Below are 21,878 nucleotides of genomic sequence, written 5' to 3' on the forward strand. Positions count from 1 at the left end.
AGATGCAAGCTAGTGAAATCATCGAAACCCTAGGCATGCAGCGCCATCCCGAGGGAGGTTGGTATGTTGAGACCTTTCGTGACGTACAGGGTGAAAGACGAGCCCATTCAACGGCTATCTACTATTTGCTTGAGGCCGGTGACAGTTCTCATTGGCATCGCGTTCGTGATGCGGCGGAAGTCTGGCACTTCTATGCCGGCGATCCATTGCTTCTCACGCTTTCCGACGGCGATAAGCTCGAAGATATTCGGCTCGGTACCGATTTCGCGAACGGCGAGCGGCCGCAAGCCGTGGTGCCGGCCGGTGTTTGGCAGGCTGCGCGACCCTTGGGACGTTTCACGCTGGTGGGTTGTACCGTCGCGCCCGGATTTGAGTATGCCAGTTTCGAGTTAGCTCCCTCCGATTGGAGTCCCCGAGGGCGTTAGTGGGGCTGGATCTATCATGCTTTGAATGCCGTCAGGCCGATAGAGCACACGGCTCGCGATGAACTGGCGCAGCACGCCACACGTGTAGCGGCCCGCCCATTGCTCCAGAAAATTCGTGAAATGATCCTTTGCGTCCTGATTGGCGTGATCTGAAATCACTCGCATGACTGCGTAGGGAACGCCGAACTCGTAGCACACCTGGGCCATGGCGCTGCCTTCCATCTCGACACAAAGCACCTCGGGTAGTCGCTGGTGTATCTCGGTGCCGCCAGCCGGGTCACTCACGAAAATATCGCCTGTTGCGATGAGGCCATGGTGCGCGCGAGGAGGTCGTACGTCAACGGCCTGCCCCGACGGGACTTGACCGCTCGCGGTGAGCGCTTCCAAATACGTTTCCGAATGCGTCATGAGCGCCAGGCTCAGAGCTGGGTCAGGTTCGAATCGCGACAGACCCAGCATCGGTACCTCGTATCGATCAAACAGGGGGCGGGCATCCAGATCATGCTGCATCAGGCTGCTTGCCACCACGATGTCGCCGATCTGTACTGAATGATGGATACCGCCTGCCAATCCGGCAAAAACGATCTCTGTCACGTTGAATTTTTCTATCAGAATAGTCGTTGTCGTTGCTGCTGCAACCTTGCCAATACGACTCAACACCACCACGCAGGGCTGGCCTGCAATTTCTCCCAGGTAGAAGTCGCGCATGGCAACTTTCTGCACAGACATGGATGATCCCATGGCCAAAACAAGACCTTCCAACTCTTTGGGCACGGCGGCCATGATGGCCAGTCTTTCTGTTGGCGTTGCCATTGTCAATTCCTATAGGGCAGGGACGATTGAGAATACCAACGCCGATACCGTGGCGCCATGTAATTGGAGCCGATTCCGCGCGATCCCTTCAAATTGCGCACCAGATTTGCGAGCCACCGCTTCGCTTGCTGTGTTGCCTACCGCAATCACGATCTCTACGCGTTGCATGCCCAGGGTATTGAATGCATATGGCGCCAAAGCCTGCACGGTACGCAACGCCACACCCTGTCGTTGAGCGGATTGTCGTACCCAATAGCCTAAATTGCAGAAGAAATATTGACGATTAATCGAGTTTAGTCCCGCCCCTCCCAGGAGTTCCCCCGTCTTTTCGGAAAAGATACCCAGCTCGTATCCTGTCTCGGCGCGAATACTCGCACGGCATTGCTTGAACCACGCGAGCGCATCTTGTTCGGAAAACGAGGACGTGCACCACGGCATCCATCGCCCAACGGTCTCAACAGACTCCCGCGTCGCGCGGGCGAAGTCCTTTGCGTCACTGTTCCGAAAACTACGGAAAATTAGTCCTTCAAAGGTAATTGAAGACATAAGTAGCTCAGTGCTGGTTTTCTCGCTTAATAAGCATCAGCTGGATCAGATCAACCCTGCGACGTTGATCGCCCTTGCTCCGCAAACCTGAACCAGCTCGTAATCGTGACTGGCGAACAGCACCACGCGATCCTCAGACCAGATCCGGAACTGTTCGGCCAGTGCGGCGCGGGCTTGTGCGTCCAGCCCGTTGCTGGGGCCATCTGCGATGATGACAGCCGGGTCGCCAATGGCGGCGGCCGTCAGAAAGACTTTGCGGCGAGTCCCTGTCGACATTTGATCGAAGCGCTTGTCCAGATGAGGCGCCAACCCTAGCCGATAAGCGAGGTCGAGCACGGCCTCGTCTAGGGACGCATTTTTTTCCCGAGCCACCTGCTCGAGCAAACCTCTGCCCGTCTGCTCGGGAAATGCCAGGCAATTGTCGGGCACGTAGGCTACGCGGGACTTTGCCTGTTCAGGGGCGTTGATGATCGAATGCCCGTCGATCCAGACGTCTCCTTCATCCGGTGCAAGGACGCCTGCGATAATGCGCAGCAAACTGGATTTGCCTGTGCTGTCTTCTTCGCATAGCGCTACACAACCAGAGGGAAAAGATTGCGTCAGCCCCTGAAATACGAGGTGATCGCCATAGCGTTTGCTGAGGTTGTCGATGCGTAGCATATTGGATGTATGTGCTGATGTTCAGGTCATGCAGGGTCTGGGCCATTAATCCGGCAGGGCGTAAGCCACCAGATAGTCACCCATCTTGGTGCCGAACGAGGCATGGCCACCGGCCATGACGACCACATATTGTTTGCCATTGACGGCATAGGTCATCGGCGTAGCCTGGCCGCCTGCTGGTAGACGTCCTTCCCACAATAGCTTGCCGTTGCTGACGTCAAAGGCGCGCAGATAGTCATCCTGCGTGGCCGCGACGAACATCACGTTCCCGGCGGTCGAGATGGGGCCGCCCAGGCCCGGTACGCCGATCTTCAGGGGAGGTAATTGGAATAGCTGTGGCAGGCTGTCACGAATGGTGCCAATGCGTTTTTTCCATACCACCTGGTGATTCTGCAGATCCACGCCAGCGACATAGCCCCACGCAGGCTCCTTGCACGGCAGGCCCAGCGGTGACAGGAAAGGATTCAGCTCCACGCCATACGGTACGCCGTACATGGGCTGTACGCCGCTTTCCGTGCCCGCTCCTTTCTCGGTCACGGGGCGGTTCGCGTCTTCGGGTATGAGCTTGGAGACAAAGGGCAGGCCGATCGGATTCATCAACGCTACCTGGCGGTCCTGGTTCACCGACATGCCGCCCCACTCGAACACGCCCAGGTTCCCCGGGAACACCAGCGTGCCGTTCTCCGACGGCGGAGTGTAGATGCCGTCGTAGTTCAGGCGCTTGAATATCACCCGGCACATGAGCTGGTCGAGCATCGTGGCGCCCCACATATCCTTATCGGTGAGCTTGTCTTGTGGCGCCAGGTTCAGCGTGGAGAAGGGTTGTGTGGGGGCGTAGCGCTCGCCCTGAGTTTGCGGGCCGCGTGCCACAGTTTGCGGCACGGGTTTTTCCGTCACGGGCACGATAGGCTGGCCGTTGCGGCGGTCAAGCACGAATACGTTGCCGGTCTTGGTGAGCACATAGATTGCCGGGACGGTTTGGCCGTTCGCCAGTGCTACGTCCATGAGTGACGGTTGCGCGGGCACGTCCATGTCCCACAGGTCGTGGTGTGTCGTCTGGAAATGCCAGATGAGGCGCCCCGTGGTGGCGTCCAGCGCCAGCATGGAGTTGGCATAGCGCTCTTTCAGCGCGTCGCGGTCGCCGCCCCAGATGTCGGGGGTACCCACGCCAGTCGGGACGTAGACGAGGTCGCTCTGTGCATCGTAGGCCAGCGGCGCCCAGGCGTTGGGCGAGTTGTGCACGAATGGTGTGGACTCGCCTGGCATGGCGTTCGGGTCTTGCGCGCCGGTGTCGAACACCCATTTCAGCGCACCGGTGCGTACGTCGTAGCCGCGAATCACGCCGGATGGCTCTTTGTTGGAAAAGTTGTCCGTGACCGAGCCGCCTATGACGATGGTGGTCGCGGTCACTACCGGCGGCGAGGTCGGGTTGTAGCCGCCAGGATAGGCATGAGGCATGCTTTTTTGCAGGTCGATCTCACCATCGTTGCCGAAGTCGCTGCATTTCTGGCCGTTGTCGGCGTTCACGGCGATCAGGCGACCGTCGTTGGCGGGAAGCAATAGCTTCCGTGGGCAGAGAGTAGACGCAGCGCTGTCACCCTTGGCCAAGCTGGCCGGGAAACGCTCGGTGTTGCCGGCGTCGTGGTAGGACACACCGCGGCAGGTCAGATGCTGAAAGGTCTTGTCGGCTTTCAGTTTCGGGTCGTAGCGCCATAGGCGTTTGCCGGTGGCGGCATCGAGCGCGTCGAGAAACTGATGGGGGGTGCACAGAAATAGCTTGTCGCCGACTTTGATGGGCGTGACTTCGTTGGTGGTCTCGCCGGAGTCGTTCTCGGTACGAAAATCGCCTGTGCGATAAGTCCATGCGACTTGCAGGTTTTTGACGTTACTGTCGTTGATCTGCGCCAGCGGCGAGTAGCGTACGCCGCCCTCGGTACGCCCATAGGACGGCCAGTCCTCGGCGGCTACGCCGGATACGGGCTTTGCCTCGGCCGGTTGCGCGCGGCTCAGTGTGCCGTTGATCTCCTGCGGGTCGTTGAATATGCTGTACCCCAGCACGCCCAGCATGGCTATCATTGCTATGCCGATCGCGGTTTTCGCGGGGCGGGGCGCGGCAAATCCACGCGTTGCTGGCGGCAGCAGCAGCCATAGGCCCAGCAGGAAAAGCAGGTCATAGCGCGGCGCCAACGCCCAGAAATCGGTCCCGGCTTCCCATACCCCCCAGACGACGGTGGCCGCCAGCACCAGCGCGTAAAGCCACAATCCCGTCTCACGATTGCGCCACAGCAGCCCCGCGCACACCAGCAGCACAATGCCCAGCACGGCGTAATACCACGAGCCGTCCAGCGTCGCCAACCAGACGCCACCCACTAGAGAATAGAGCGCAATGAGCAGCAAGATTACCCAGCCGATGGTCTGGGCCACGCTCCTGTATTGACCGTTGGTATTCATGGCGGTGATCCTTTAGGAGTGAGATCAACAACCCTTCCATCATACCGGTTCGTAGTACAACGGTACTCGGCCATTTTGAACACGCCGTTACAGCCACCACCTGTGCGGTGGCTGTGCGGGGCGTGGTTGCTCAAGCCATCGCGCCGGCTCGGCCAGGCGCGTTATTCGCCGAACTTGATGCCCTGGGCGAGCGGCAGTTGGCGTGTATAGTTGATCGTGTTGGTGGCGCGGCGCATGTAATTGCGCCATGCGTCCGAACCGGATTCCCGACCGCCGCCCGTTTCCTTTTCACCGCCGAACGCGCCACCAATTTCAGCGCCCGAGGTGCCGATGTTCACATTGGCGATACCGCAGTCGGAGCCCGACGCCGACAGGAAGGTTTCGGCTTCGCGCAGATCATTGGTGAAGATGGCCGATGACAGGCCTTGCGGTACACCGTTGTGCAGCGCCAGCGCCGCGTTGAAATCGGTGTAGCGCATGACGTAGAGGATAGGCGCGAAGGTTTCGTGACACACTACGTCGGTCTGGCCGGGCATCTCGGCGATGGCTGGGCGTACGTACCAGGCATCCGGGTATTCATCGGCCAGCACGCGTTCGCCGCCGGTCACCTTGCCGCCCTGTTCGCGCGCGGCTTTCAGCGCCACCTGCATACTGTCGAACGACGCGCGGTCGATCAGCGGGCCGACCAGTTTGGTCGCATCCAGCGGATTGCCGATAGGTGCGCTGGCATAGGCTTTGTGCAGACGCTGCAACAGATCCTCGGCCACGCTTTCGTGCACGATCAGGCGGCGCGTGGTGGTGCAGCGCTGACCCGCCGTACCGATGGCGCCGAACACGATCCCGCGCGCGGCCATGTCCAAGTCAGCCGTCGGGCCGACGATGATGGCATTGTTGCCGCCCAACTCCAGCAGCACGCGGCCGAAACGCTGGGCCACGCGGGGCCCCACTTGGCGGCCCATGCGGGTCGATCCGGTGGCCGACACCAATGCTACGGTAGGCGAGTCCACCAGCGCTTCCCCGATGTCGCGGCCACCGATCAGCACTTCCACCAAGCCGGCGGGCGTATCGCCGAAGCGCTGCGTGGCCTGGGCAAAGAGTGCCTTGCAGGCCAGCGCGGTCAGCGGCGTTTTCTCCGACGGTTTCCACACTACGGCATTGCCGCAGACGAGTGCCAGCGCTGCGTTCCATGACCACACGGCGACCGGGAAATTAAAGGCGCTGATCACGCCGACCACGCCCAGCGGATGCCAGGTCTCCATCATGCGGTGGCCAGGGCGCTCAGACGCGATGGTCAAGCCATACAGCTGGCGTGACAGGCCCACCGCGAAATCGCAGATATCGATCATTTCCTGCACTTCGCCTTCGCCCTCCGCGATGATTTTGCCGGCTTCCAGGCTGACCAGACGGCCCAATTCGCGCTTATGCTGGCGCAGAATCTCGCCGAACAGACGCACCAGTTCGCCGCGGCGCGGCGCTGGGACGTCACGCCAAACCAAGCTGGCCTGATGCGCGCGCGTGATGGCGGTGTGGGCCTGCGCGGCGCTGTGTTCGTGCACCCGGGCCAGTTCGGCGCCGTCGATGGGGCTGCGCGCGCTCAGCGTTCCTCCAGTCAGCGAATCCGCATTCAGGCCGAGCGCTCGCAAGATTTCTTGGGGGGTGTCCATGCCAGTTCCTTCGCTTTTTAAGGGTTATGCCTAAGTGGCGATTCTGGAAAAAAATTTACTATACGAAACTCTGGCGTGAAATGCGAAACCTTTTCTGCAGGGGACTCTGTGACGGATCCGTTGTTGGTTGTGCAGGCAGTCACCAAGACCTATCAGCGTGATGGGCAGGCCCCTCATCGCGCGCTGGACACCATCAATTGCGAGCTCGGCAGGGGTGAGGTGATGGCTGTTGTGGGGCCGTCGGGCTCTGGCAAGAGCACCTTGCTGCGTACCCTAAACGGCTTGGAAAGCATTGATAGCGGCACGATCTGCGTGGAGGGTGTGTCGCTCACCGATCCGACCACCGACGTCAATCTCTGGCGTACTGAGGTGGGCATGGTGTTCCAGCATTTCAACCTGTTCCAGCACCGCACGGCGCTGGACAATGTCGTGCTGCCTCAACGAGTGGTGCGAGGACGCAGCCGCACCGAAGCCGAGCGCCACGCCCGCGAACTGCTGGGCCGCGTCGGCATGGCCGATTATGGTGATCGTTACCCGAGCCAGCTGTCCGGCGGCCAGCAACAACGCGTCGCTATCGCCCGCGCGTTGGCCATGGATCCCAAGCTGATGCTGTTCGATGAAGCAACCTCGGCGCTCGATCCGGAAACGGTGGGCGGCATTCTGGAATTAATGCGCACGTTGGCGAGCGAGGGCATGACTATGGCCGTCGTAACTCATGAAATGAACTTTGCTCGCGACGTGGCAGACCGCGCTCTGTTCATGGACGCTGGCCGTATCGTCGAAATGGGTACGCCTGAAGATGTTCTCTGCCATCCCAGAGAGGCGCGCACGCGCGCGTTCCTGGAGATGGTTCTGTAGTTCCAGCAGCAAAGAAGCAAACAAGAAGCAAGGGGCGCGCGTGGCGCTGTCCCCGGAATGATAGAAATCCATTCATCACAGGGGTTAGACATGCTGAAAATTAAACAATGGCTAGGCGTGGCGGGTTTCGCGTTGGCAGCTGCGGCGGTCAGCGTGCCGGCACAGGCCGACGAACTGGCGGACATCCTCAAGCGCGGCGAGCTGCGGGTGGCGGTCCAGACGTCAGGCCCGCTCATGAGCTTCATGGACAAAACCGGCAAGCGCACCGGTCTGGCTGTGGAAGTGGCCAAGCGCATGGCCGACGACCTGGGCGTAAAGCTGGTACTACAGGACTATGAGTGGAAGGGCCTGATTCCCGCACTGCTGTCGGGCAAGGCCGACATGGTCGCTGCCGACATGACGCCCACGCCGCAGCGCGCGGCCCAGGTGCTGTTCTCGCTGCCCATGTTCTACGCCGACACGGTGGCAGTCGTCCCCAAGGACTCGCCGTATAAGTCGTATGGTGAACTCGACAAGGAGGGCGTGACCGTCGGCGCGTTGGGGGCCAGCACGTATGCGGAGGTAGGCAAGAAAATGTTGCCCAAGGCCACTCTGAAAGAGTTTTCGGGCGGTAGCGCTCCAGTGGGGCAAGCCCTGTCCAGCGGCCGGTTGGACGCGGGCATCATGTCGTTATCCACCGCCAACCAGTTTCTCGCCGACTTCGGCACCCTGCGGGTGCTGGACGGTGTCATGGTGCGTGAGCCCCTGGCCTTTGCCGTGGGCCCCAATGCCGTGCGCCTGAAGTTCTGGCTGGATAACTGGCAGACCCTGAAGACTGCCGATAACTCGCTGCCTGAACTGGTCAAGTATTGGTATTCCACCGAATGGAAGAAAGAGCACTGAGCTCATGGACTGGCTGATCGATTTTTATAACTGGCGCATCGTCAGCCAGTACGCAGGCGAGTTTGCGACCGGCCTGGGTAACACTCTCATTGCAGCGGGCGCGAGCCTCGTGTTGTCGGTGTTGGCGGGCATTCCGATAGCACTTGCCCATATGTCGTCACGGGGCATTGTTTGGCGTCCCGTAGCGGCTTATGTGCAGTTCATCCGTTCGACTCCGCTCCTGGTGCAGATCTACCTGGTCTACTATGCCGTGCCATACCTGGTGCCAGGGGCCAAAGGCTGGAGCGAGATGCTGCTGGGTATCATCGCAATGACGCTGCACCACGCTGCCTACATGAGCGAAATCATTCGCGTGGGCATCGAATCTGTGCCGCGCGGTCAGATCGACGGTGCCAAGGCCTGCGGCATGAATTACCGCCAGCGTTTGCGCTACGTCGTGCTGCCACAGGCCTTCGTCAATACGTTGCCACCGCTGCTAGGCCAGACCGCGGTGCTGATCAAGGATACGTCCTTGCTGTCATTGATCACCGTATTCGAACTGGTCGCCGCTGGCGTGCAAATGAACAGCGACCGTATCGTACCCAGTGAGAGTTTCTTGACCATCGCGGCGGGCTATCTGTTGATCTACGGTTGCATGCTGCTGTTGTCCAAGGGCGTGAGTCTCTGGCTAGCGGGTCCTGCCTGGAACGCGAGGTGATCATGCTGGACTCCTATCTTTCCGCCGCGGGCGTCGTGCTGCCCTTCCTGTTGAAAGGCTTCTGGGAAACGCTGAAGGTTTCCTTCGTGGCTATCATCGCCGGCTCGCTGCTGGGATTCGTCATCGGCGTGATCCGCAGTTATCGCATCTGCGGCGTGCATCAGTTGCTGGGGTTGTACATCCACCTTTTGCGCGGTACGCCGTTTCTGGTGCAGCTGTACATCTTCTATTTTGTGCTGCCCAGCACCGGCATCGAACTCCTGCATTGGGATTCCGCCACAGCGGCGTTCGTGTCGCTGTCTGTCTACACGTCCTGCTATGTGGCAGAGATCGTCATGGGCGCTATCCAATCGGTACCGCGTGGCCAGACCGAGGGCGCGATGACGCTCGGCCTCAAACCTCTCCAAATCCTGTGGCTGGTCATTCTGCCGCAGGCCATGCGTCTCATCGTGCAACCGATGAGCGGCGTCTACGTCATGTTGATCAAGAGCACGGCCATTCTGTCGGTGGTCGGCATCACCGAACTGACGCGGCAGGGTGAAGTGTTCATCATTACTTTCCCGTCCAAATCGCTCTTTATCTACGGCATGATCGCGGCCATCTATTTCATCTACTGCTACCCGCTGCTGCGCCTGGCCAACTGGCTTGAAAAGCGGCTGGCCGGCGGCCTGCAGGGCGCAAGCCTGCACTGAGACCGAGCATCATGACCTCCGAGTACGTTGACACTTATTACCGCCGTACGCTAGCCGACACTGACACTTACTATCCACCGTTGACGGGGGCGGATAGCACCGATGTCTGCGTGATAGGAGGAGGGTTGGCTGGCCTGTCCACCGCGCTGGAGCTGGCACGGCGCGGGCGTGACGTGACCTTGCTGGAAGGGCGGCGCATCGCCTGGGGCGCATCGGGCCGCAACGGCGGATCGGTGTCACCCGCTTTTGCCGCGGGCGCGGACACCATTCGCCGGCATGTGGACGAAGATCACTACCGTCAGCTCTACCGGCTTTCTATGGAAGGCGTGGAAATTATCCGCGCCAATATCCGCGATTTGGCGATCGACGATGCACACAAAGTAGACGGCCGTTTACGCGTGGTGCGCTATGAGGCGACCGATGCGCTGCGGCAATGGTGCGATGGCCAGCAGCGCGATTTCGGGCGAGACGTCCGCTTTCTGACCCGTGCCGAGGTGCGTGAGCGGCTGCTATCGGACGTCTATCACCAGGGGATCGAGGATCCGTCGTCGTTTCACTTTCATCCGTTGAACTACGCTCGCGCGCTGGCCCGCGAGTGCGCGCGGCTGGGTGTGCGGATCCACGAGGATACTGCCGTCAAGCACGTCGAACTGGACGGCGCAGTCAAGCGTGTGAGCACCGGGCAGGGTCAGGTCGACGCTCGCTCCGTGGTGCTGGCCACCGGCGGCTATACGGGCGGAATCGTGCCCACGTTGCGCCGGGCAATGCAGCCGATAGCCACCTACATCATGCTGACTGAGCCTCTGGGCGATCGGGTCCGGGACGCCATCCGCAGCAATGCCGCCATCGGCGACGACCGCCGCGCCGGCAACTACTACCGGGTGCTCGACGGCGGCCGCATCGGCTGGGGCAGTAGAATCACCACCCGTGTGGATGATCCGCCGGATCTGGCAGAGTCGCTGCGTCGCGAATTACTTTCCGTTTATCCTCAGCTGACGGGGGTGAAGGTCGAGACGGCGTGGTCGGGACGCATGGCCTACGCCCGGCATCTGATGCCACAGATTGGCCAGTTGGCTCCGGACGTCTGGTACTGCACGGCGTTCGGCGGGCATGGCATGAATACCACCGCGATTGGCGGCCGAATCGTCGCCGAGGGCATGACAGGCGATACTCAGCGCTACAAGTTGTTTGCCCCCTTTGGGCTTGCGTGGGCCGGGGGCAATGTCGGCAGGGCGGCGGTTCAATTGACTTATTGGTCGTACCAGGTCCGCGACTGGTGGCGGGAGAGGCGGTCGCGGGCATGACAGGGTGTATAGATGGAAGACGACAAACAGAGCGTGTTGGCACAACGGCTGAGAGCCTTGCGTCGAGCGCGGACGTGGACTTTGAAGCAGGCGGCGGCGGCTACCGGCGTGTCCGCGTCCACGTTGTCCAAGATCGAGAACGGCCTGCTGTCGCCTACCTATGACAACTTGATCAAGATCGCAGCGGGTCTGGATCTGGACGTGGCCGAACTGTTCACGTCATCCGACGCCCATATGGGTACCGGACGCCGCAGCCTCAGCCTTGCAGGAGAAGGACGTCCGTACGAAACGCCGTACTACGACCACCGTCTGCTCTGCACCGCGCTGTCGCACAAGCGCATGATGCCGTTTCATACCCGAGTGAAGGCTCGCTCGTTTGAGGAGTTCCACGACTGGAGTCGCCATCGAGGCGAGGAGTTTGTCTACGTCCTGGAAGGCGAAGTCCAGCTCTACACCGAGTTTTACGAGCCCGCCCGTCTGCGAGCGGGCGAGAGTTTCTACATCGACAGCCGCATGGGACATCGGGTGATCAGTCTGAGCAAGAAAGACGCGCTAGTACTGTGGGTGTCTACGCACGCGGACATCGGTGAGGAGTAAACCTTCCGTCAGTTCGAAAGGCCTACTTCGCAGTAACCTTTACGCCAGACGCATCATCCAGCCGTGACGGTCAGCCGTACGGCCATACTGAATGTTCGTCAATTCCTCGCGCAAGGCCATGGTGAGCTTGCCTGCGGGTGCGTTCTCGTCGCCCACTGTGAAATCGGCGCCTTTCAGCACCGATATCGGCGTCACCACCGCTGCGGTACCGCAGGCAAAAGCCTCCACGATCTCACCGGACGCAAAGCCGTCGCGCCATTCTTGCACCGATACCTTGCGCTCTTGCACCTCATGGCCGCGGTCACGGGCCAATTGAATGATGCTGGCGCGGGTCACGCCCTCGAGAATGCTGCCGGACAATTCGGGCGTGACCAAGGTTCCGTCCTTCTGGACCAGGAACACGTTCATCCCGCCCAATTCCTCGAGGTATTTGCCCTCGAGCGGATCCAGGAACAGGACCTGTGCGCAGCCGTTTTCGTAGGCTTCCTGTTGAGGCAGCAGCGAGGCGGCGTAGTTGCCGCCGCATTTGGCAGCACCCGTACCCCCCTTGGCCGCACGCGCGTAGTCGGTCGACAGCCAGATCGACACAGGCTTGACCCCGCCGGCAAAATACGAGCCTGCCGGGCTGGCGATGACATAGTAGGCCGCACGGTGCGCCGAACGAACGCCCAGGAAGCTCTCGTTGGCGATCATGAACGGACGCAGGTACAGGCTGGTTTCCGGCGCGGAGGGCACCCAGGGGGCGTCGACGGCCAGCAACTGCTTGAGCGACTCGATGAATAGCTCGGTGGGCAGCTCCGGCAGGGCCAGACGGCGCGCGGAGCGCTGCATGCGTTCCGCATTGGCTTGGGGGCGGAACGTCCAGACCGAGCCGTCGGCATGGCGGTAGACTTTCAGGCCCTCGAAGATTTCCTGCGCATAATGCAGGACCGAGGCCGCCGGATCCAGCTGCAACGGACCGTAAGGCCGTACCTCGGCATCATGCCAACCCTTTTCCTTGGTCCAGTCGATCGAGACCATGTGATCCGTGAAATATTTCCCAAACCCAGGATCGGCCAGGACGGAGTCGCGTTCGGCGGCCGTCCGCGCTGTCGTAGAACGTATCGTATTGAAAGAAACGGAAGAAGAGGCGGTGTTGGACATGGGAATATTCGCTAGTTCACTGAAATAACGGCTTGAATTCAAAAGGTAAAGCCGCAGGCCGGGATCACGTGCCCGTTGTCAGCAAGTGTAATCCTTTCGGGCGACGGGCCGGGAGTGGCTGGATCGCCCTGCAGGATGAGATTACTCCTTTCCGCCATCAAGGCGGCAATACGGTACGCTTTAGCCTGTTTCAATGCCAGTACCACAAGCATGCAAGACGATTTATTTGGAGATACCGCTACGCAGCCGGAGGCCGACACCGCGCCTCGGGTGGATCCGGTTTCTTTCATCAGCCTGAACCCGAACCAGGTGCAGCCCGCGCCCAGCGCCGAGGGCTGGCGCGACCTTGCGCAGCAGCTTCCGGCGCAGTTGCGTTTTGGTGTCTCTACCTGGTCCTATCCGGGTTGGGATGGACTGGTGTGGGATGGCGACTACGCTCCGAGCACGCTATCGAAAAACGGCCTCGAGGCCTACCATCGGCATCCGTTGCTGCGGACGGTGTGCGTGGACCGTACTTTCTGGCGGCCGTTGACGACAAGCCAATACGCCGCTTACGCAGGGCAGGTCGACGATGATTTCCGTTTTGTCGTCAAGTGCCCTGCCAGCATCACCGATGCCCAGGTACGCAGCGAGGACGGCAAGGCGCGCAAGGCCAACCCGAATTTTCTCGATCCGCGTCTGGCTGTGGAGCACTTTGTGCAGCCGACGCTCGCTGGCTTGCGCGCCAAGCTGGGCGTTCTGGTCTTTCAGCTCAGTCCTTTGCCCTGGAACTGGCTCGGCCACCCCGCGTCGCTGCTAGAGCGGCTGGACGGTATGCTGGCTGCAGTCCGGCAGGCCCTGCCCGCAGATGGCGCTGTGATCGTTGCGGTGGAGGTCCGAGATCCGGAGTTGCTGAGTCAGGGGCTGGTTGACACGCTCAAGGCGCATGGGGCGACGTTCTGCCTGGGCCTGCACGGCAAGATGCCGCCGATCGAGGAGCAACTGCCCATGCTGCGTGCGCTATGGCCCGGTCCGCTGGTCTGCCGTTGGACCCTGAATCGGATCTTTGGCGCGTATGGCTATGCCGACGCGCAAAAGAAGCACGATCCATTCAACGCCATCCTCAGCGAAGACCCCCATACACGGTCTGTGCTGGTACGCACTATCCGCGGTATCACGGGCGCAGGCCAGCCTGCCTATGTGACCGTCAGCAATGATGCCGAGGGTTGTGCGCCGCTGTCCATCCAGATGCTTGCACAGGCGATTGGGGCATAGTGCATGACCATGTCTTATCTGTTATTTCGACATCGGATAACTGTTAGCCGAATTCTGTATTAGCCACCCTGGCGTCTAGTCTCTAGAGTGATGTTCCATGGTCATGACAGGAATGTCATTTGCGACATTGCGCAGGAGCAACAATGCAGCCGGTTTCTCAATCCTCCTCGTCGGTTGGCAACAACGACGGTGTCCACGCCGCTGAGCAGAGCAGGGCGCGCTATAGGATAAAGCGCGCGAATGGCGTCGAGTTGGAAGTCTACGCGTATGGCGACGGCGATCTGATCGTGATGTTGCCGTCGCTCGGGCGCGGCGCAGAAGACCTGGCCGAAATTGCCCACCCGTTGAGCCAGGCAGGCTATCGGGTGTTGTGCCCCGAGCCGCGCGGTAACGGGCATAGCACGGGTCCCCTGGAAGGCAAGACCTTGCATGACTGGGCCGAGGATATCGCTGCCGTCATTGAACACGACGGGGGAGGGCCAGCGTTCATCATCGGGCATGCTCATGGAAACTGGATTGCCAGGACGGTCGCATCTGACCGGCCCGACTTGGTTCGCGCATTGCTGCTGCTGGCGGGCTCCGCTGGCAAAGTTCCCGTAGGCTACGAGGGCGTCCCTATCAGCGACGAGACCCGGGCACAGATCGAGGTCTGCGGGAATATGCTGCTGCCTGAATCGGCACGCCTGGAAAGCCTGAAACAGGTTTTTTTCGCACCGGGTAATGACGCGAGCGCCTGGCTCAATGGGTGGAACACGACGCTGATGACTATGCAGACACTCGCGCAAAAGAGAACGCCGGTGGATGATTTTTTTGCGGGCGGGACAGCGCCGATATTGAATCTGCAGGCCGAGTACGACGTTATTTCTCCTGCGCGTTTCGCGAATGTGCTCAAGGATTATTTGGGTGAACGCGTGACGAACAAGACTATCAAGAACGCTGCGCATGCACTGCTGCCAGAGCAACCGCAGGCCGTCATACAGGAAATACTTGCGTACCTGTCCACACAGCCACGCCTTGCCAACCATACTCGCGCCGAATGACTCAATCATCTCCTTCTTTGTTGGACAATGCCACGCGGGAACTCGCCAGTTTTTCCGCCGGGCTGGCGTTCAACCAAATTCCCGAAAATGTCCTCGGCAGAATCAAGACCAGCATATTAGACAGCATCGGTTGTTGCCTGTTTGGGATGACCTTGCCCTGGACACAAAAAGTACAAACCATGGTGGAGGAGCAGGGCAGCATTCCTGTCGCCTCCTTGTTTGGCGCCGGGCGGAAAGTCTCCGTTCCTGACGCCGTGCTGGTCAACGCCACCGCGGGCCATGCATTCGAATTGGACGATATTCATAAGGAGTCGATCGTTCATCCTGGTTCTATTGCTGTCCCTGTTGCGATCGCCTTGTCGGAAAAAACCGGCAAGCGCCGTGGTCGGGATCTGATGACTGCGATCGTGGCTGGATACGAGATCGGAACGCGTGTGGGCAACGCGGCAACCATGGATCTATTTTTCCGAGGCTTTCATCCGCAGGGAACATCCGGCGTTTTCGTCGCTGCTGCGACGGCAGGTCGTATGCTGGGGCTCGATGCGCATCGTATGCAGCACACCTTGGGGATCGCTGGGTCCCAAGCAGGCGGACTGATGGCGGCTCAAGAGGGTGCAATGGTCAAGCGATTCCATTCTGGACGCGCGGCTCAGAGCGGGGTTTATGCCGCACTGCTGGCAGACAAGGACTTTACCGGTATCACGGATGTGCTGGAGGCTTCTTATGGAGGCTACTTGAGCTCCTACTCGGGCAAGCCCAACCCTGGCCGATTGACCGATGGCCTGGGCGTTGTGTGGGAAACCGAAAAAGTCGGCTACAAGCCACATGCCAGCGTCACAAGCATCCATGCCGCGCTCGATGCGCTGGCACAGCTGATGCAGGCCCACGATCTGCGACCGGATACGATAGCTGGCATCGATGTCGGCGTCAGCCACATGACTCATGTACATTGCGCGTGGGAATACAAAGCGCAGGGAGTCACCGCCGCGCAAATGAACCTGTTTTATAGCCTGGCAGTGATGGCCTACGATGGCATGGCGTTCGTAGAGCAATATCGCCAGGAACGTTTGGCCGACCCCCGCATCCTGGCGCTCATTGCCCGCATGACAGCGCGTGTCGATCCCCGCATTGACGCGATGGGGCCTGCATTCCGGCACGCGGCGGTGGTGACCATTACGTCGACCTCCGGGGAGGTATTTGCCACCGAAATACTGCATCGGCGCGGCAGCCCGGAAAGCCCGCTCAGCCCGTCCGAGATCGAATACAAGTTTCGCAATATCGTGCAGCCTTGCCTGCGGACGGAGGATATCGACACCGTGATCGAGCTGACACGTAACCTGGATCAGTTGGACGATATCCAGCCTCTGCTCGATATTTTGAGCGCACCCCGGGCCTAGGCGAGTGGGCCAACGAGCCTTGCACGTAGCGGAAATTCTTGGGGCGTTATTCGGGATCGGCGAATGGCTCGTACATCACTTGGCGGATTACTTTCCTGACCAACTCCGTTGATACCTCATCTCTCCAGATTGCATACAGATGCAGATGACCTGCGCTGTTGTCGACATCCTTGAAGACGATGCCAGGAAACGGCATTCGCGAATACGGCTTGGGAACGATGGAGATACCGAGCCCGGAGCGGATCAGTTGAAAAACCGTGAATGGCGTTCTTGCCTGGTGCACCAGGGTGGGACGAAAGCCTTTTGCGAGGCAGCACGCCAATTGCGCATCATATAAAGATGGTGAGTGATCTCGCGAGAAACCAATGATGCGGTATTTTTCCAGTTCCGCCGCAGTGATTTTCTCAGCGTGCTCGAGTTCATGGCCGGCAGGAATGGCCAGGATAAACGGTTGAGAATAAATCGGCAGTTTGTTGAATGTCGAAATGGCCGGAATAGAGTGAACGATTCCGATGTCCAGCCGTTCTTGCATAAGCGAGTCGACTTGGTCGCGTGACGACATGTCGTAGATGCTCAATTCGATGTCGGGAAAGTCTTTTGATACCCGATCCAACACAATGGGCAGCACCTGTAATAGCGCCGAGGTGACGAAGCCGATTCTTATATTGCCGCCGTCGACTGCGGCCGCTCTGATCGTGGCACCGACCGCGCTACGCAGGTTCGCGAGAATGTTGCGGCTCTCGTTCAGGAATATCTTGCCTGCCTCCGTCAATCGGACTTCGCGCCGGCTGCGTTCAAGCAATTGGACGCCCAGATCGTCTTCCAGTGCCTTGATCTGCTGCGATAGCGGTGGCTGCGACATATGGAGTCGAACCGCCGCTTTGCTGAAGCTCAGCTCTTCCGCGACAGCCACAAAGTGGCGCAGATGCCTGATTTCTGGACTATGCATGGCCGTTTTCCCGTTTGATAGCGTCTCCATGCACTCCCGGCATGGTATGCGGATCATAGCGTTGTTCGTTATATCCGCGGCAAATAACTCGGGTATCGAAACGGTATTGGACGGGCTCGAGGATGGCGCCTAGATTGTCAATACACACAAAAACGGTGTCGCTGAACGACCTGCCGCACCGATTATTTACACGGAGACAAGAATGACGAATCTGCATACCTCGCGACGGATATGGGCAATGATCGCCGTGACGGTGACTTCCTTGATGGCGGCTCAGGCGCACGGCGAAACTGACAAATATCCTTCCAGGCCAATTACCGTCGTCGTGCCTTACACCCCGGGCGGGTCGGTGGATACCGTGGCCCGCTTGGTCACCGCTCAATTGCAGAAGCAATTGGGACAACCGATCGTGATAGAAAACAAGCCCGGCGCGTCCGGCATGATCGGCTCCGAATATGTGTCGCGTGCCAAGCCCGATGGCTACACGCTGTTGTTGCACGCCTCTAGCCAGGTATATCTGCCGTTGGTGGATGCGCGAGTCAAATACGATGCGCTGAAAGACTTCACCCCAATCGCCCGGCTCGGCACGGTGCCGCTATTAGTGGTCACAGGGGCGGAGTCGCCCTTTAACACGCTGAAGGAACTGCAAACCCAGGCCCACGCCAAAAAAGATTCTTTGACGTGGGCGACGTCGGGTTACGGAACATCGAGCCACCTCGTGGAGGAGATGCTGAATCGTGACCTGAAACTGGGCATGCAGATTGTGCCGTATCGCGGTGCTGCGCCGCAGCTGACCGATGTGACGGCTGGGCATGTTTCGGCCGCGGCTTCGCCCATGCCTGGCGCTTATCCTTACGTCGCATCCGGAAAGCTCAAGGCCCTCGCGGTGACAAGCTCGTCGCGAGTGTCCAAACTGCCAAACGTGCCTACCGTGGCGGAAAGCGGCGTGGAAGGCTTCGATTTTTCCTCATGGTATGGCGTATGGGGGCCCGCGGGCCTGCCGGCCAACATCGCGAACCAACTCGCGGCCGAAATCAACAAGGCGACTCATGCGCCCGAAGTGACCAAGGTCTTTGACACCATGATGTTCGAGGTCGCCAAGACTTCGCCTCAGGATCTGGCAAAAGTACAGCAGGACGAGCATGACAAGATCAGTCTGCTCGCGAAAGAAGCCGATATTGCGGTCAAGTGAAATAAAAGGGACGCTTACATGATAACGGGCAGCTTGGCCACGTGGTTGGCGGATTTATCCCGCGACCAGATCCCTGACGCAGTCATTAGAGAAATGCGTCATCTGGCTCTCGACACTTTCAGTGTGGGGCTCAGCGGGACACATACTCCCTGGTACCAGGCGATTCGCAACTGGGCTGTCCAGGACAATCACTCGCAGCACGGGGCGACGCTTTGGGGGGAAGGTACACGGCTCAGACCGTCCGATGCCGCCCTGGTCAATGGCGCAGCAGCTCATGCGCTGGAGCTCGACGATTTCCATAATGCCAAGGTGCATCCAGGGGCGGTCATTGTTCCCACTGTGTTCGCGGTGGCAGAGCATTATCGCGTTGACCCCGCACAGCTGGACATGGCTCTGGCTGTGGGCTACGAGGTGATGATAAGGACGTCGCTGGCGTTATCGCCTGCCGAAACACGCTTGCGCGGTTGGCACCTGACGCCGGTATGTGGCCCGCTGGGGGCGGCTGCGGCAGCGTCCGTCCTGTTGCAATTGAGACCACGCGAGATCCAGTCAGCGCTGGGATTGGCGGCTACCCAATCCAGTGGACTATTTGCCTTTACGCTGGACGGCTCCGACTCGAAACGGCTGCATGCGGGCATGGCTGCCAGGGCCGGTGTGGTATCTGCAGAGCTCGCTCGCAACGGTTTGACCGGCCCGGCCTATGCCATCGAGGCAGAAGACGGAGGCATGATGAAGGCGTTTTCCGATCATTCGGATGCCACTCGCCTGTTGCATGAGCTAGGTAAAACCTGGCACGCCGCCAAAACCAATTTCAAACCCTACAGTTGCTGCGGCAGTGCTCATGCTCACGTCGATGCAGCCCTCGAGCTACGGTCCGAATGGTTGCAAGGTGGAGTGGTGCGGGTGGGTGTGCCGACCCTGGTGGACATCCAATGCGGTTATCGATACGAGCCCGGCTCCGAACTGCAGGCTCAGATGAGCGTACGTTACGCCGTCGCCACTGCATTGCTGCGAGGTTCGGTGCTGCCGCAAGATTTCGGCGAAGCGCAACGCCGGGATCCTGCCATCGTTCAGTTGGCCAATGCGATCGAGATAGTCAGGGACGCTGATCTGGATCAACGTTATCCAAAGGAGTTCTGTGGTTGGGTGGAGGTCATTGATCGTTCTGGTACGCCACGCCGGATCATGCAATCCAATCCGTCTGGATCCGCCGAGAACACAACACGGCACGAAAAACTCCGGGAGAAATCCTTGGTGCTCTTAAACCAGGATTGCGACCCGGAAATCTCCGAGGCAATTTGCGATCGATTCCTGAAACCCGGCCCTTTGGATATTCAAGGGATTTTAGGGTCGCTGCGCATTGAGTAACGTCAACGCCTTCTGAATCAGGAATCCGTCTCCACGCATTAGCCAATGCCCGACGCTATCCTCGGCGGCGGAATATCATTCCGCCGTGATGAAGGGTGTTCTCATCGATGAATACGCCGTCGGCGGTGAATCCAGTGTCATCCCAATAATCGATGTGGTTTCCCTTGACCTCATAGCGGCCCTGATAGGCGCTCTCGCGACTACCGCGCGCCTCGTCGTAGCGACCGTTGGCAAGAAGCTCATGGCGGATGTGGCCGTCATCAGTCACCCACATTCCAGCGTAAGCATGCTCATTCATTTGCGTTTCTCCTTGTTGTTCAATAGACACCCGCTTTATGACGTCGTCATAGGGCGCGAGGTCGAGGAAGGCGATGACTTCGGTTGCGCGTTGATTTTCCATTCGGAAAATCCAAACATAGCTGTTGTGGTAGGGCTCACCGTCGGCGGCGGTTGCCGTGCCGTCCCAGTGAACGATGACATCGTCACCCTCGGCCCATACGTCTTTCACTGTGGGCCGCACGGGTGCAGACAGGCGCGCGGCAAAAGGGGCGACTGCTTGCTCCATGAACGCATCTCGGCCCCGGTAGCTTCCGGCTGCAGGGCTCGTTCCCTTGATTGTCCAGACGACGTCAGGTGACAGCACGTCTTGAAAGAACGTCCCGCTGCCAGCGGTCCATTGTTCAAAGGCCTGCACGATGAACTGCCGATTACGCTCGGTCGTCGAGCCGGCGGTTTGGGCATTCGCGCAGCCGTTGATCAGTGTGATGAAAATCAGCGCCGTTACTGTGGTGATGTATCTGAGAATCAACATGCGGTGTGCTCCTGTGTCTGTGAGAGAAAACCAAGCCGCTTCGTTCAGACGCGACGTTGCAGATTTGTCTGGCCGAAAATCAGCTGCTGGACCATAGGACGTTCCACAAAACGATTGGGAAAGATGGCCTCGGGTGCACTGGCTTGACTCAATCGGGCGATATGCTCGGTGTCGAGACGTATCTTCAGCGCGCCCAGGTTGTCCTGAGCCTGTATCAGCGTTCTGGCCCCGATGACAGGTGCGACGACAGCAGGGTTCAGCAGAGTCCAGGCCAGTGCGACTTGAGACGGCGTCGCACCGATCTCATGGGCAACGGCGTTCACGACCTCAGCGATATCCAGCGAGCGCGCTGTCATATGCCCAGACGACGCGATGACTCCCTTGCGCGTCACAGAGACACCGGCTTCGCTCTCCTGTTGCAGGTCGTCCCGGCTGTATTTGCCGGTCAGAATGCCGCCGCCGAGCGGTGACCACGGCATTACTCCCAGGCCCATTTCCTGTGCCATCGGCATCAGTTCATGTTCGGGCGTGCGTTCGACCAAGCTGTACTCGATTTGCAACGCCACGAGTGCAGACCAGCCGCGCAGATCTGCCATGGTTTGCAGCTGCGCGACCTTCCAGGCTGGCGTATTGCAGATGCCGAGATAGAGGACCTTGCCAGATCGCACCAGGTCGTCCAGCGCACGCATGACTTCATCGGGCGAGGTGGTAAAGTCCCAGGCGTGCAGGTGCAGCAGTTCGATCCGGTCGGTGTCGAGCTGCCGCAGGCTGGCCTCCACCGAGCGCACCAGATTCATTCGGTGATTTCCTCCCGAATTGGGGTCGCTTGGGTCACGCGCCATGGTGAACTTGGTCGAAACCACAATGCGATCGCGCCTGCCTTTCAGCAACTGGCCCAGAATGCGTTCCGATGTGCCGTTTGTGTAATTGACCGACGTATCAATGAAATTGCCGCCGTTGTCTACGTAGGTATCAAAGATCCGGCGTGCCTGCTCATCGTCGGCACCCCAGCCCCAATCGGCACCAAAGGTCATAGTGCCGAGAGCCAGTGGCGAGACGCGCATGCCGGATCGTCCGAGAAGACGGTATTGATCGAGCGCCGTGGGATTGGACATGGTGATCTCTTGCCTGAGTG

Annotated in this window: 21 protein-coding genes; 12 read left to right on the forward strand and 9 right to left on the reverse strand. The window is 59.6% G+C overall.

Translation table 11 applies throughout. The features are described from left to right. The first annotated feature begins 2 nt into the window (after nt 1–2). Entirely contained in the window at nt 3–425 is a 423-nt protein-coding gene (locus ACYVI2_RS19135; protein ID WP_415818572.1) for a cupin domain-containing protein, read from the forward strand. Here ACYVI2_RS19135 and ACYVI2_RS19140 read toward each other — a convergent pair. From ACYVI2_RS19140 to amaB, 5 genes are all read right to left on the reverse strand, one after another. Continuing rightward, complete coding sequence (locus ACYVI2_RS19140; protein WP_415818570.1) at nt 390–1,238, reverse strand: 5'-methylthioadenosine/adenosylhomocysteine nucleosidase; 849 nt, start codon at nt 1,236–1,238, stop codon at nt 390–392. The two genes, ACYVI2_RS19135 and ACYVI2_RS19140, sit on opposite strands and share 36 nt — an antisense overlap. A gap of 9 nt (nt 1,239–1,247) precedes the next feature. Continuing rightward, nucleotides 1,248–1,784: a GNAT family N-acetyltransferase gene (locus ACYVI2_RS19145; protein ID WP_415818568.1), complete on the reverse strand. Its 537-nt coding sequence runs from the start codon at nt 1,782–1,784 to the stop codon at nt 1,248–1,250. A 45-nt stretch (nt 1,785–1,829) separates the two neighbouring features. Next, entirely contained in the window at nt 1,830–2,444 is a 615-nt protein-coding gene (locus ACYVI2_RS19150; RefSeq protein ID WP_415818566.1) for an ABC transporter ATP-binding protein, read from the reverse strand. A 45-nt stretch (nt 2,445–2,489) separates the two neighbouring features. Continuing rightward, nucleotides 2,490–4,895 (reverse strand): glucose/quinate/shikimate family membrane-bound PQQ-dependent dehydrogenase, encoded by a 2,406-nt coding sequence (locus ACYVI2_RS19155; protein ID WP_415818564.1) that lies wholly within the window; start codon nt 4,893–4,895, stop codon nt 2,490–2,492. Nucleotides 4,896–5,056: 161 nt separating this feature from the next. Then, nucleotides 5,057–6,559 carry an L-piperidine-6-carboxylate dehydrogenase gene (gene amaB / locus ACYVI2_RS19160; RefSeq protein ID WP_415818562.1) on the reverse strand — a complete coding sequence of 501 codons (1,503 nt, stop codon included), beginning with the start codon at nt 6,557–6,559 and terminating at the stop codon, nt 5,057–5,059. Nucleotides 6,560–6,667: 108 nt separating this feature from the next. Here amaB and ACYVI2_RS19165 point away from each other — a divergent pair, with 108 nt between their 5' ends. The 6 genes from ACYVI2_RS19165 to ACYVI2_RS19190 all read left to right on the forward strand — a co-directional run bounded on the left by ACYVI2_RS19165 (nt 6,668) and on the right by ACYVI2_RS19190 (nt 11,589). Further along, a complete protein-coding gene (locus ACYVI2_RS19165; RefSeq protein WP_415818560.1) occupies nt 6,668–7,417 on the forward strand; it encodes an amino acid ABC transporter ATP-binding protein in 750 nt (249 codons plus the stop codon). Between the two features lie 90 nt (nt 7,418–7,507). Next, nucleotides 7,508–8,299 (forward strand): ABC transporter substrate-binding protein, encoded by a 792-nt coding sequence (locus ACYVI2_RS19170; protein ID WP_415818558.1) that lies wholly within the window; start codon nt 7,508–7,510, stop codon nt 8,297–8,299. Nucleotides 8,300–8,303: 4 nt separating this feature from the next. Continuing rightward, nucleotides 8,304–8,996 carry an amino acid ABC transporter permease gene (locus ACYVI2_RS19175; RefSeq protein WP_415818556.1) on the forward strand — a complete coding sequence of 231 codons (693 nt, stop codon included), beginning with the start codon at nt 8,304–8,306 and terminating at the stop codon, nt 8,994–8,996. A gap of 2 nt (nt 8,997–8,998) precedes the next feature. Continuing rightward, nucleotides 8,999–9,688 carry an amino acid ABC transporter permease gene (locus ACYVI2_RS19180; RefSeq protein ID WP_415818554.1) on the forward strand — a complete coding sequence of 230 codons (690 nt, stop codon included), beginning with the start codon at nt 8,999–9,001 and terminating at the stop codon, nt 9,686–9,688. A gap of 11 nt (nt 9,689–9,699) precedes the next feature. Then, the gene (locus ACYVI2_RS19185; RefSeq protein ID WP_415818552.1) at nt 9,700–10,992 is read left to right on the forward strand and encodes an NAD(P)/FAD-dependent oxidoreductase; all 1,293 of its coding nucleotides are present in this window, start codon (nt 9,700–9,702) and stop codon (nt 10,990–10,992) included. Nucleotides 10,993–11,004: 12 nt separating this feature from the next. Then, entirely contained in the window at nt 11,005–11,589 is a 585-nt protein-coding gene (locus tag ACYVI2_RS19190; protein WP_415818550.1) for a helix-turn-helix domain-containing protein, read from the forward strand. A 39-nt stretch (nt 11,590–11,628) separates the two neighbouring features. On the opposite strand, the gene ACYVI2_RS19195 is transcribed toward ACYVI2_RS19190, so the two are convergent. Then, a complete protein-coding gene (locus tag ACYVI2_RS19195; protein ID WP_415818548.1) occupies nt 11,629–12,732 on the reverse strand; it encodes a branched-chain amino acid aminotransferase in 1,104 nt (367 codons plus the stop codon). A 210-nt stretch (nt 12,733–12,942) separates the two neighbouring features. Between ACYVI2_RS19195 and ACYVI2_RS19200 the strand changes: the two genes are divergently transcribed. The 3 genes from ACYVI2_RS19200 (at nt 12,943) to ACYVI2_RS19210 (ending at nt 16,423) form a co-directional block, all read left to right on the forward strand. Beyond that, nucleotides 12,943–13,986, forward strand: a complete 1,044-nt coding sequence (locus ACYVI2_RS19200; protein ID WP_415818546.1) for a DUF72 domain-containing protein — start codon at nt 12,943–12,945, stop codon at nt 13,984–13,986. Nucleotides 13,987–14,129: 143 nt separating this feature from the next. Continuing rightward, complete coding sequence (locus ACYVI2_RS19205; protein WP_415818544.1) at nt 14,130–15,026, forward strand: alpha/beta fold hydrolase; 897 nt, start codon at nt 14,130–14,132, stop codon at nt 15,024–15,026. Then, nucleotides 15,023–16,423: an MmgE/PrpD family protein gene (locus ACYVI2_RS19210; RefSeq protein ID WP_415818542.1), complete on the forward strand. Its 1,401-nt coding sequence runs from the start codon at nt 15,023–15,025 to the stop codon at nt 16,421–16,423. The genes ACYVI2_RS19205 and ACYVI2_RS19210 overlap by 4 nt, the downstream gene beginning before the upstream one ends. A 46-nt stretch (nt 16,424–16,469) precedes the next feature. On the opposite strand, the gene ACYVI2_RS19215 is transcribed toward ACYVI2_RS19210, so the two are convergent. Then, entirely contained in the window at nt 16,470–17,402 is a 933-nt protein-coding gene (locus ACYVI2_RS19215; RefSeq protein ID WP_460490336.1) for a LysR substrate-binding domain-containing protein, read from the reverse strand. A gap of 172 nt (nt 17,403–17,574) precedes the next feature. Here ACYVI2_RS19215 and ACYVI2_RS19220 point away from each other — a divergent pair, with 172 nt between their 5' ends. Further along, on the forward strand, nt 17,575–18,564 hold the full coding sequence (locus ACYVI2_RS19220; RefSeq protein WP_415818538.1) for a Bug family tripartite tricarboxylate transporter substrate binding protein: 990 nt from the start codon (nt 17,575–17,577) through the stop codon (nt 18,562–18,564). An 18-nt stretch (nt 18,565–18,582) separates the two neighbouring features. Beyond that, entirely contained in the window at nt 18,583–19,932 is a 1,350-nt protein-coding gene (locus ACYVI2_RS19225; RefSeq protein ID WP_415818536.1) for an MmgE/PrpD family protein, read from the forward strand. Nucleotides 19,933–19,987: 55 nt separating this feature from the next. Here the strand turns inward: ACYVI2_RS19225 and ACYVI2_RS19230 are convergent, their stop codons facing one another. Continuing rightward, nucleotides 19,988–20,743 carry an Atu4866 domain-containing protein gene (locus ACYVI2_RS19230; RefSeq protein WP_415818534.1) on the reverse strand — a complete coding sequence of 252 codons (756 nt, stop codon included), beginning with the start codon at nt 20,741–20,743 and terminating at the stop codon, nt 19,988–19,990. 44 nt (nt 20,744–20,787) lie between these two features. Further along, entirely contained in the window at nt 20,788–21,858 is a 1,071-nt protein-coding gene (locus ACYVI2_RS19235; protein WP_415818532.1) for an aldo/keto reductase, read from the reverse strand. Between the last annotated feature and the right edge of the window lie 20 nt (nt 21,859–21,878).

It is taken from the genome of Bordetella tumbae (genome assembly GCF_054780995.1).

Excerpts from the sequence above, each read along its gene's own strand:
- ACYVI2_RS19180 (WP_415818554.1), top strand. The coding sequence starts at position 8,999 with ATGCTGGACTCCTATCTTTCCGCCGCGGGCGTCGTGCTGCCCTTCCTG.
- amaB (WP_415818562.1), bottom strand. The coding sequence starts at position 6,559 with ATGGACACCCCCCAAGAAATCTTGCGAGCGCTCGGCCTGAATGCGGAT.
- ACYVI2_RS19230 (WP_415818534.1), bottom strand. The coding sequence starts at position 20,743 with ATGTTGATTCTCAGATACATCACCACAGTAACGGCGCTGATTTTCATC.
- ACYVI2_RS19170 (WP_415818558.1), top strand. The coding sequence starts at position 7,508 with ATGCTGAAAATTAAACAATGGCTAGGCGTGGCGGGTTTCGCGTTGGCA.
- ACYVI2_RS19210 (WP_415818542.1), top strand. The coding sequence starts at position 15,023 with ATGACTCAATCATCTCCTTCTTTGTTGGACAATGCCACGCGGGAACTC.
- ACYVI2_RS19200 (WP_415818546.1), top strand. The coding sequence starts at position 12,943 with ATGCAAGACGATTTATTTGGAGATACCGCTACGCAGCCGGAGGCCGAC.
- ACYVI2_RS19145 (WP_415818568.1), bottom strand. The coding sequence starts at position 1,784 with ATGTCTTCAATTACCTTTGAAGGACTAATTTTCCGTAGTTTTCGGAAC.
- ACYVI2_RS19140 (WP_415818570.1), bottom strand. The coding sequence starts at position 1,238 with ATGGCAACGCCAACAGAAAGACTGGCCATCATGGCCGCCGTGCCCAAA.
- ACYVI2_RS19205 (WP_415818544.1), top strand. The coding sequence starts at position 14,130 with ATGCAGCCGGTTTCTCAATCCTCCTCGTCGGTTGGCAACAACGACGGT.
- ACYVI2_RS19215 (WP_460490336.1), bottom strand. The coding sequence starts at position 17,402 with ATGGAGACGCTATCAAACGGGAAAACGGCCATGCATAGTCCAGAAATC.
- ACYVI2_RS19190 (WP_415818550.1), top strand. The coding sequence starts at position 11,005 with ATGGAAGACGACAAACAGAGCGTGTTGGCACAACGGCTGAGAGCCTTG.
- ACYVI2_RS19175 (WP_415818556.1), top strand. The coding sequence starts at position 8,304 with ATGGACTGGCTGATCGATTTTTATAACTGGCGCATCGTCAGCCAGTAC.
- ACYVI2_RS19135 (WP_415818572.1), top strand. The coding sequence starts at position 3 with ATGCAAGCTAGTGAAATCATCGAAACCCTAGGCATGCAGCGCCATCCC.
- ACYVI2_RS19220 (WP_415818538.1), top strand. The coding sequence starts at position 17,575 with ATGACGAATCTGCATACCTCGCGACGGATATGGGCAATGATCGCCGTG.
- ACYVI2_RS19195 (WP_415818548.1), bottom strand. The coding sequence starts at position 12,732 with ATGTCCAACACCGCCTCTTCTTCCGTTTCTTTCAATACGATACGTTCT.
- ACYVI2_RS19225 (WP_415818536.1), top strand. The coding sequence starts at position 18,583 with ATGATAACGGGCAGCTTGGCCACGTGGTTGGCGGATTTATCCCGCGAC.
- ACYVI2_RS19155 (WP_415818564.1), bottom strand. The coding sequence starts at position 4,895 with ATGAATACCAACGGTCAATACAGGAGCGTGGCCCAGACCATCGGCTGG.
- ACYVI2_RS19235 (WP_415818532.1), bottom strand. The coding sequence starts at position 21,858 with ATGTCCAATCCCACGGCGCTCGATCAATACCGTCTTCTCGGACGATCC.
- ACYVI2_RS19185 (WP_415818552.1), top strand. The coding sequence starts at position 9,700 with ATGACCTCCGAGTACGTTGACACTTATTACCGCCGTACGCTAGCCGAC.
- ACYVI2_RS19150 (WP_415818566.1), bottom strand. The coding sequence starts at position 2,444 with ATGCTACGCATCGACAACCTCAGCAAACGCTATGGCGATCACCTCGTA.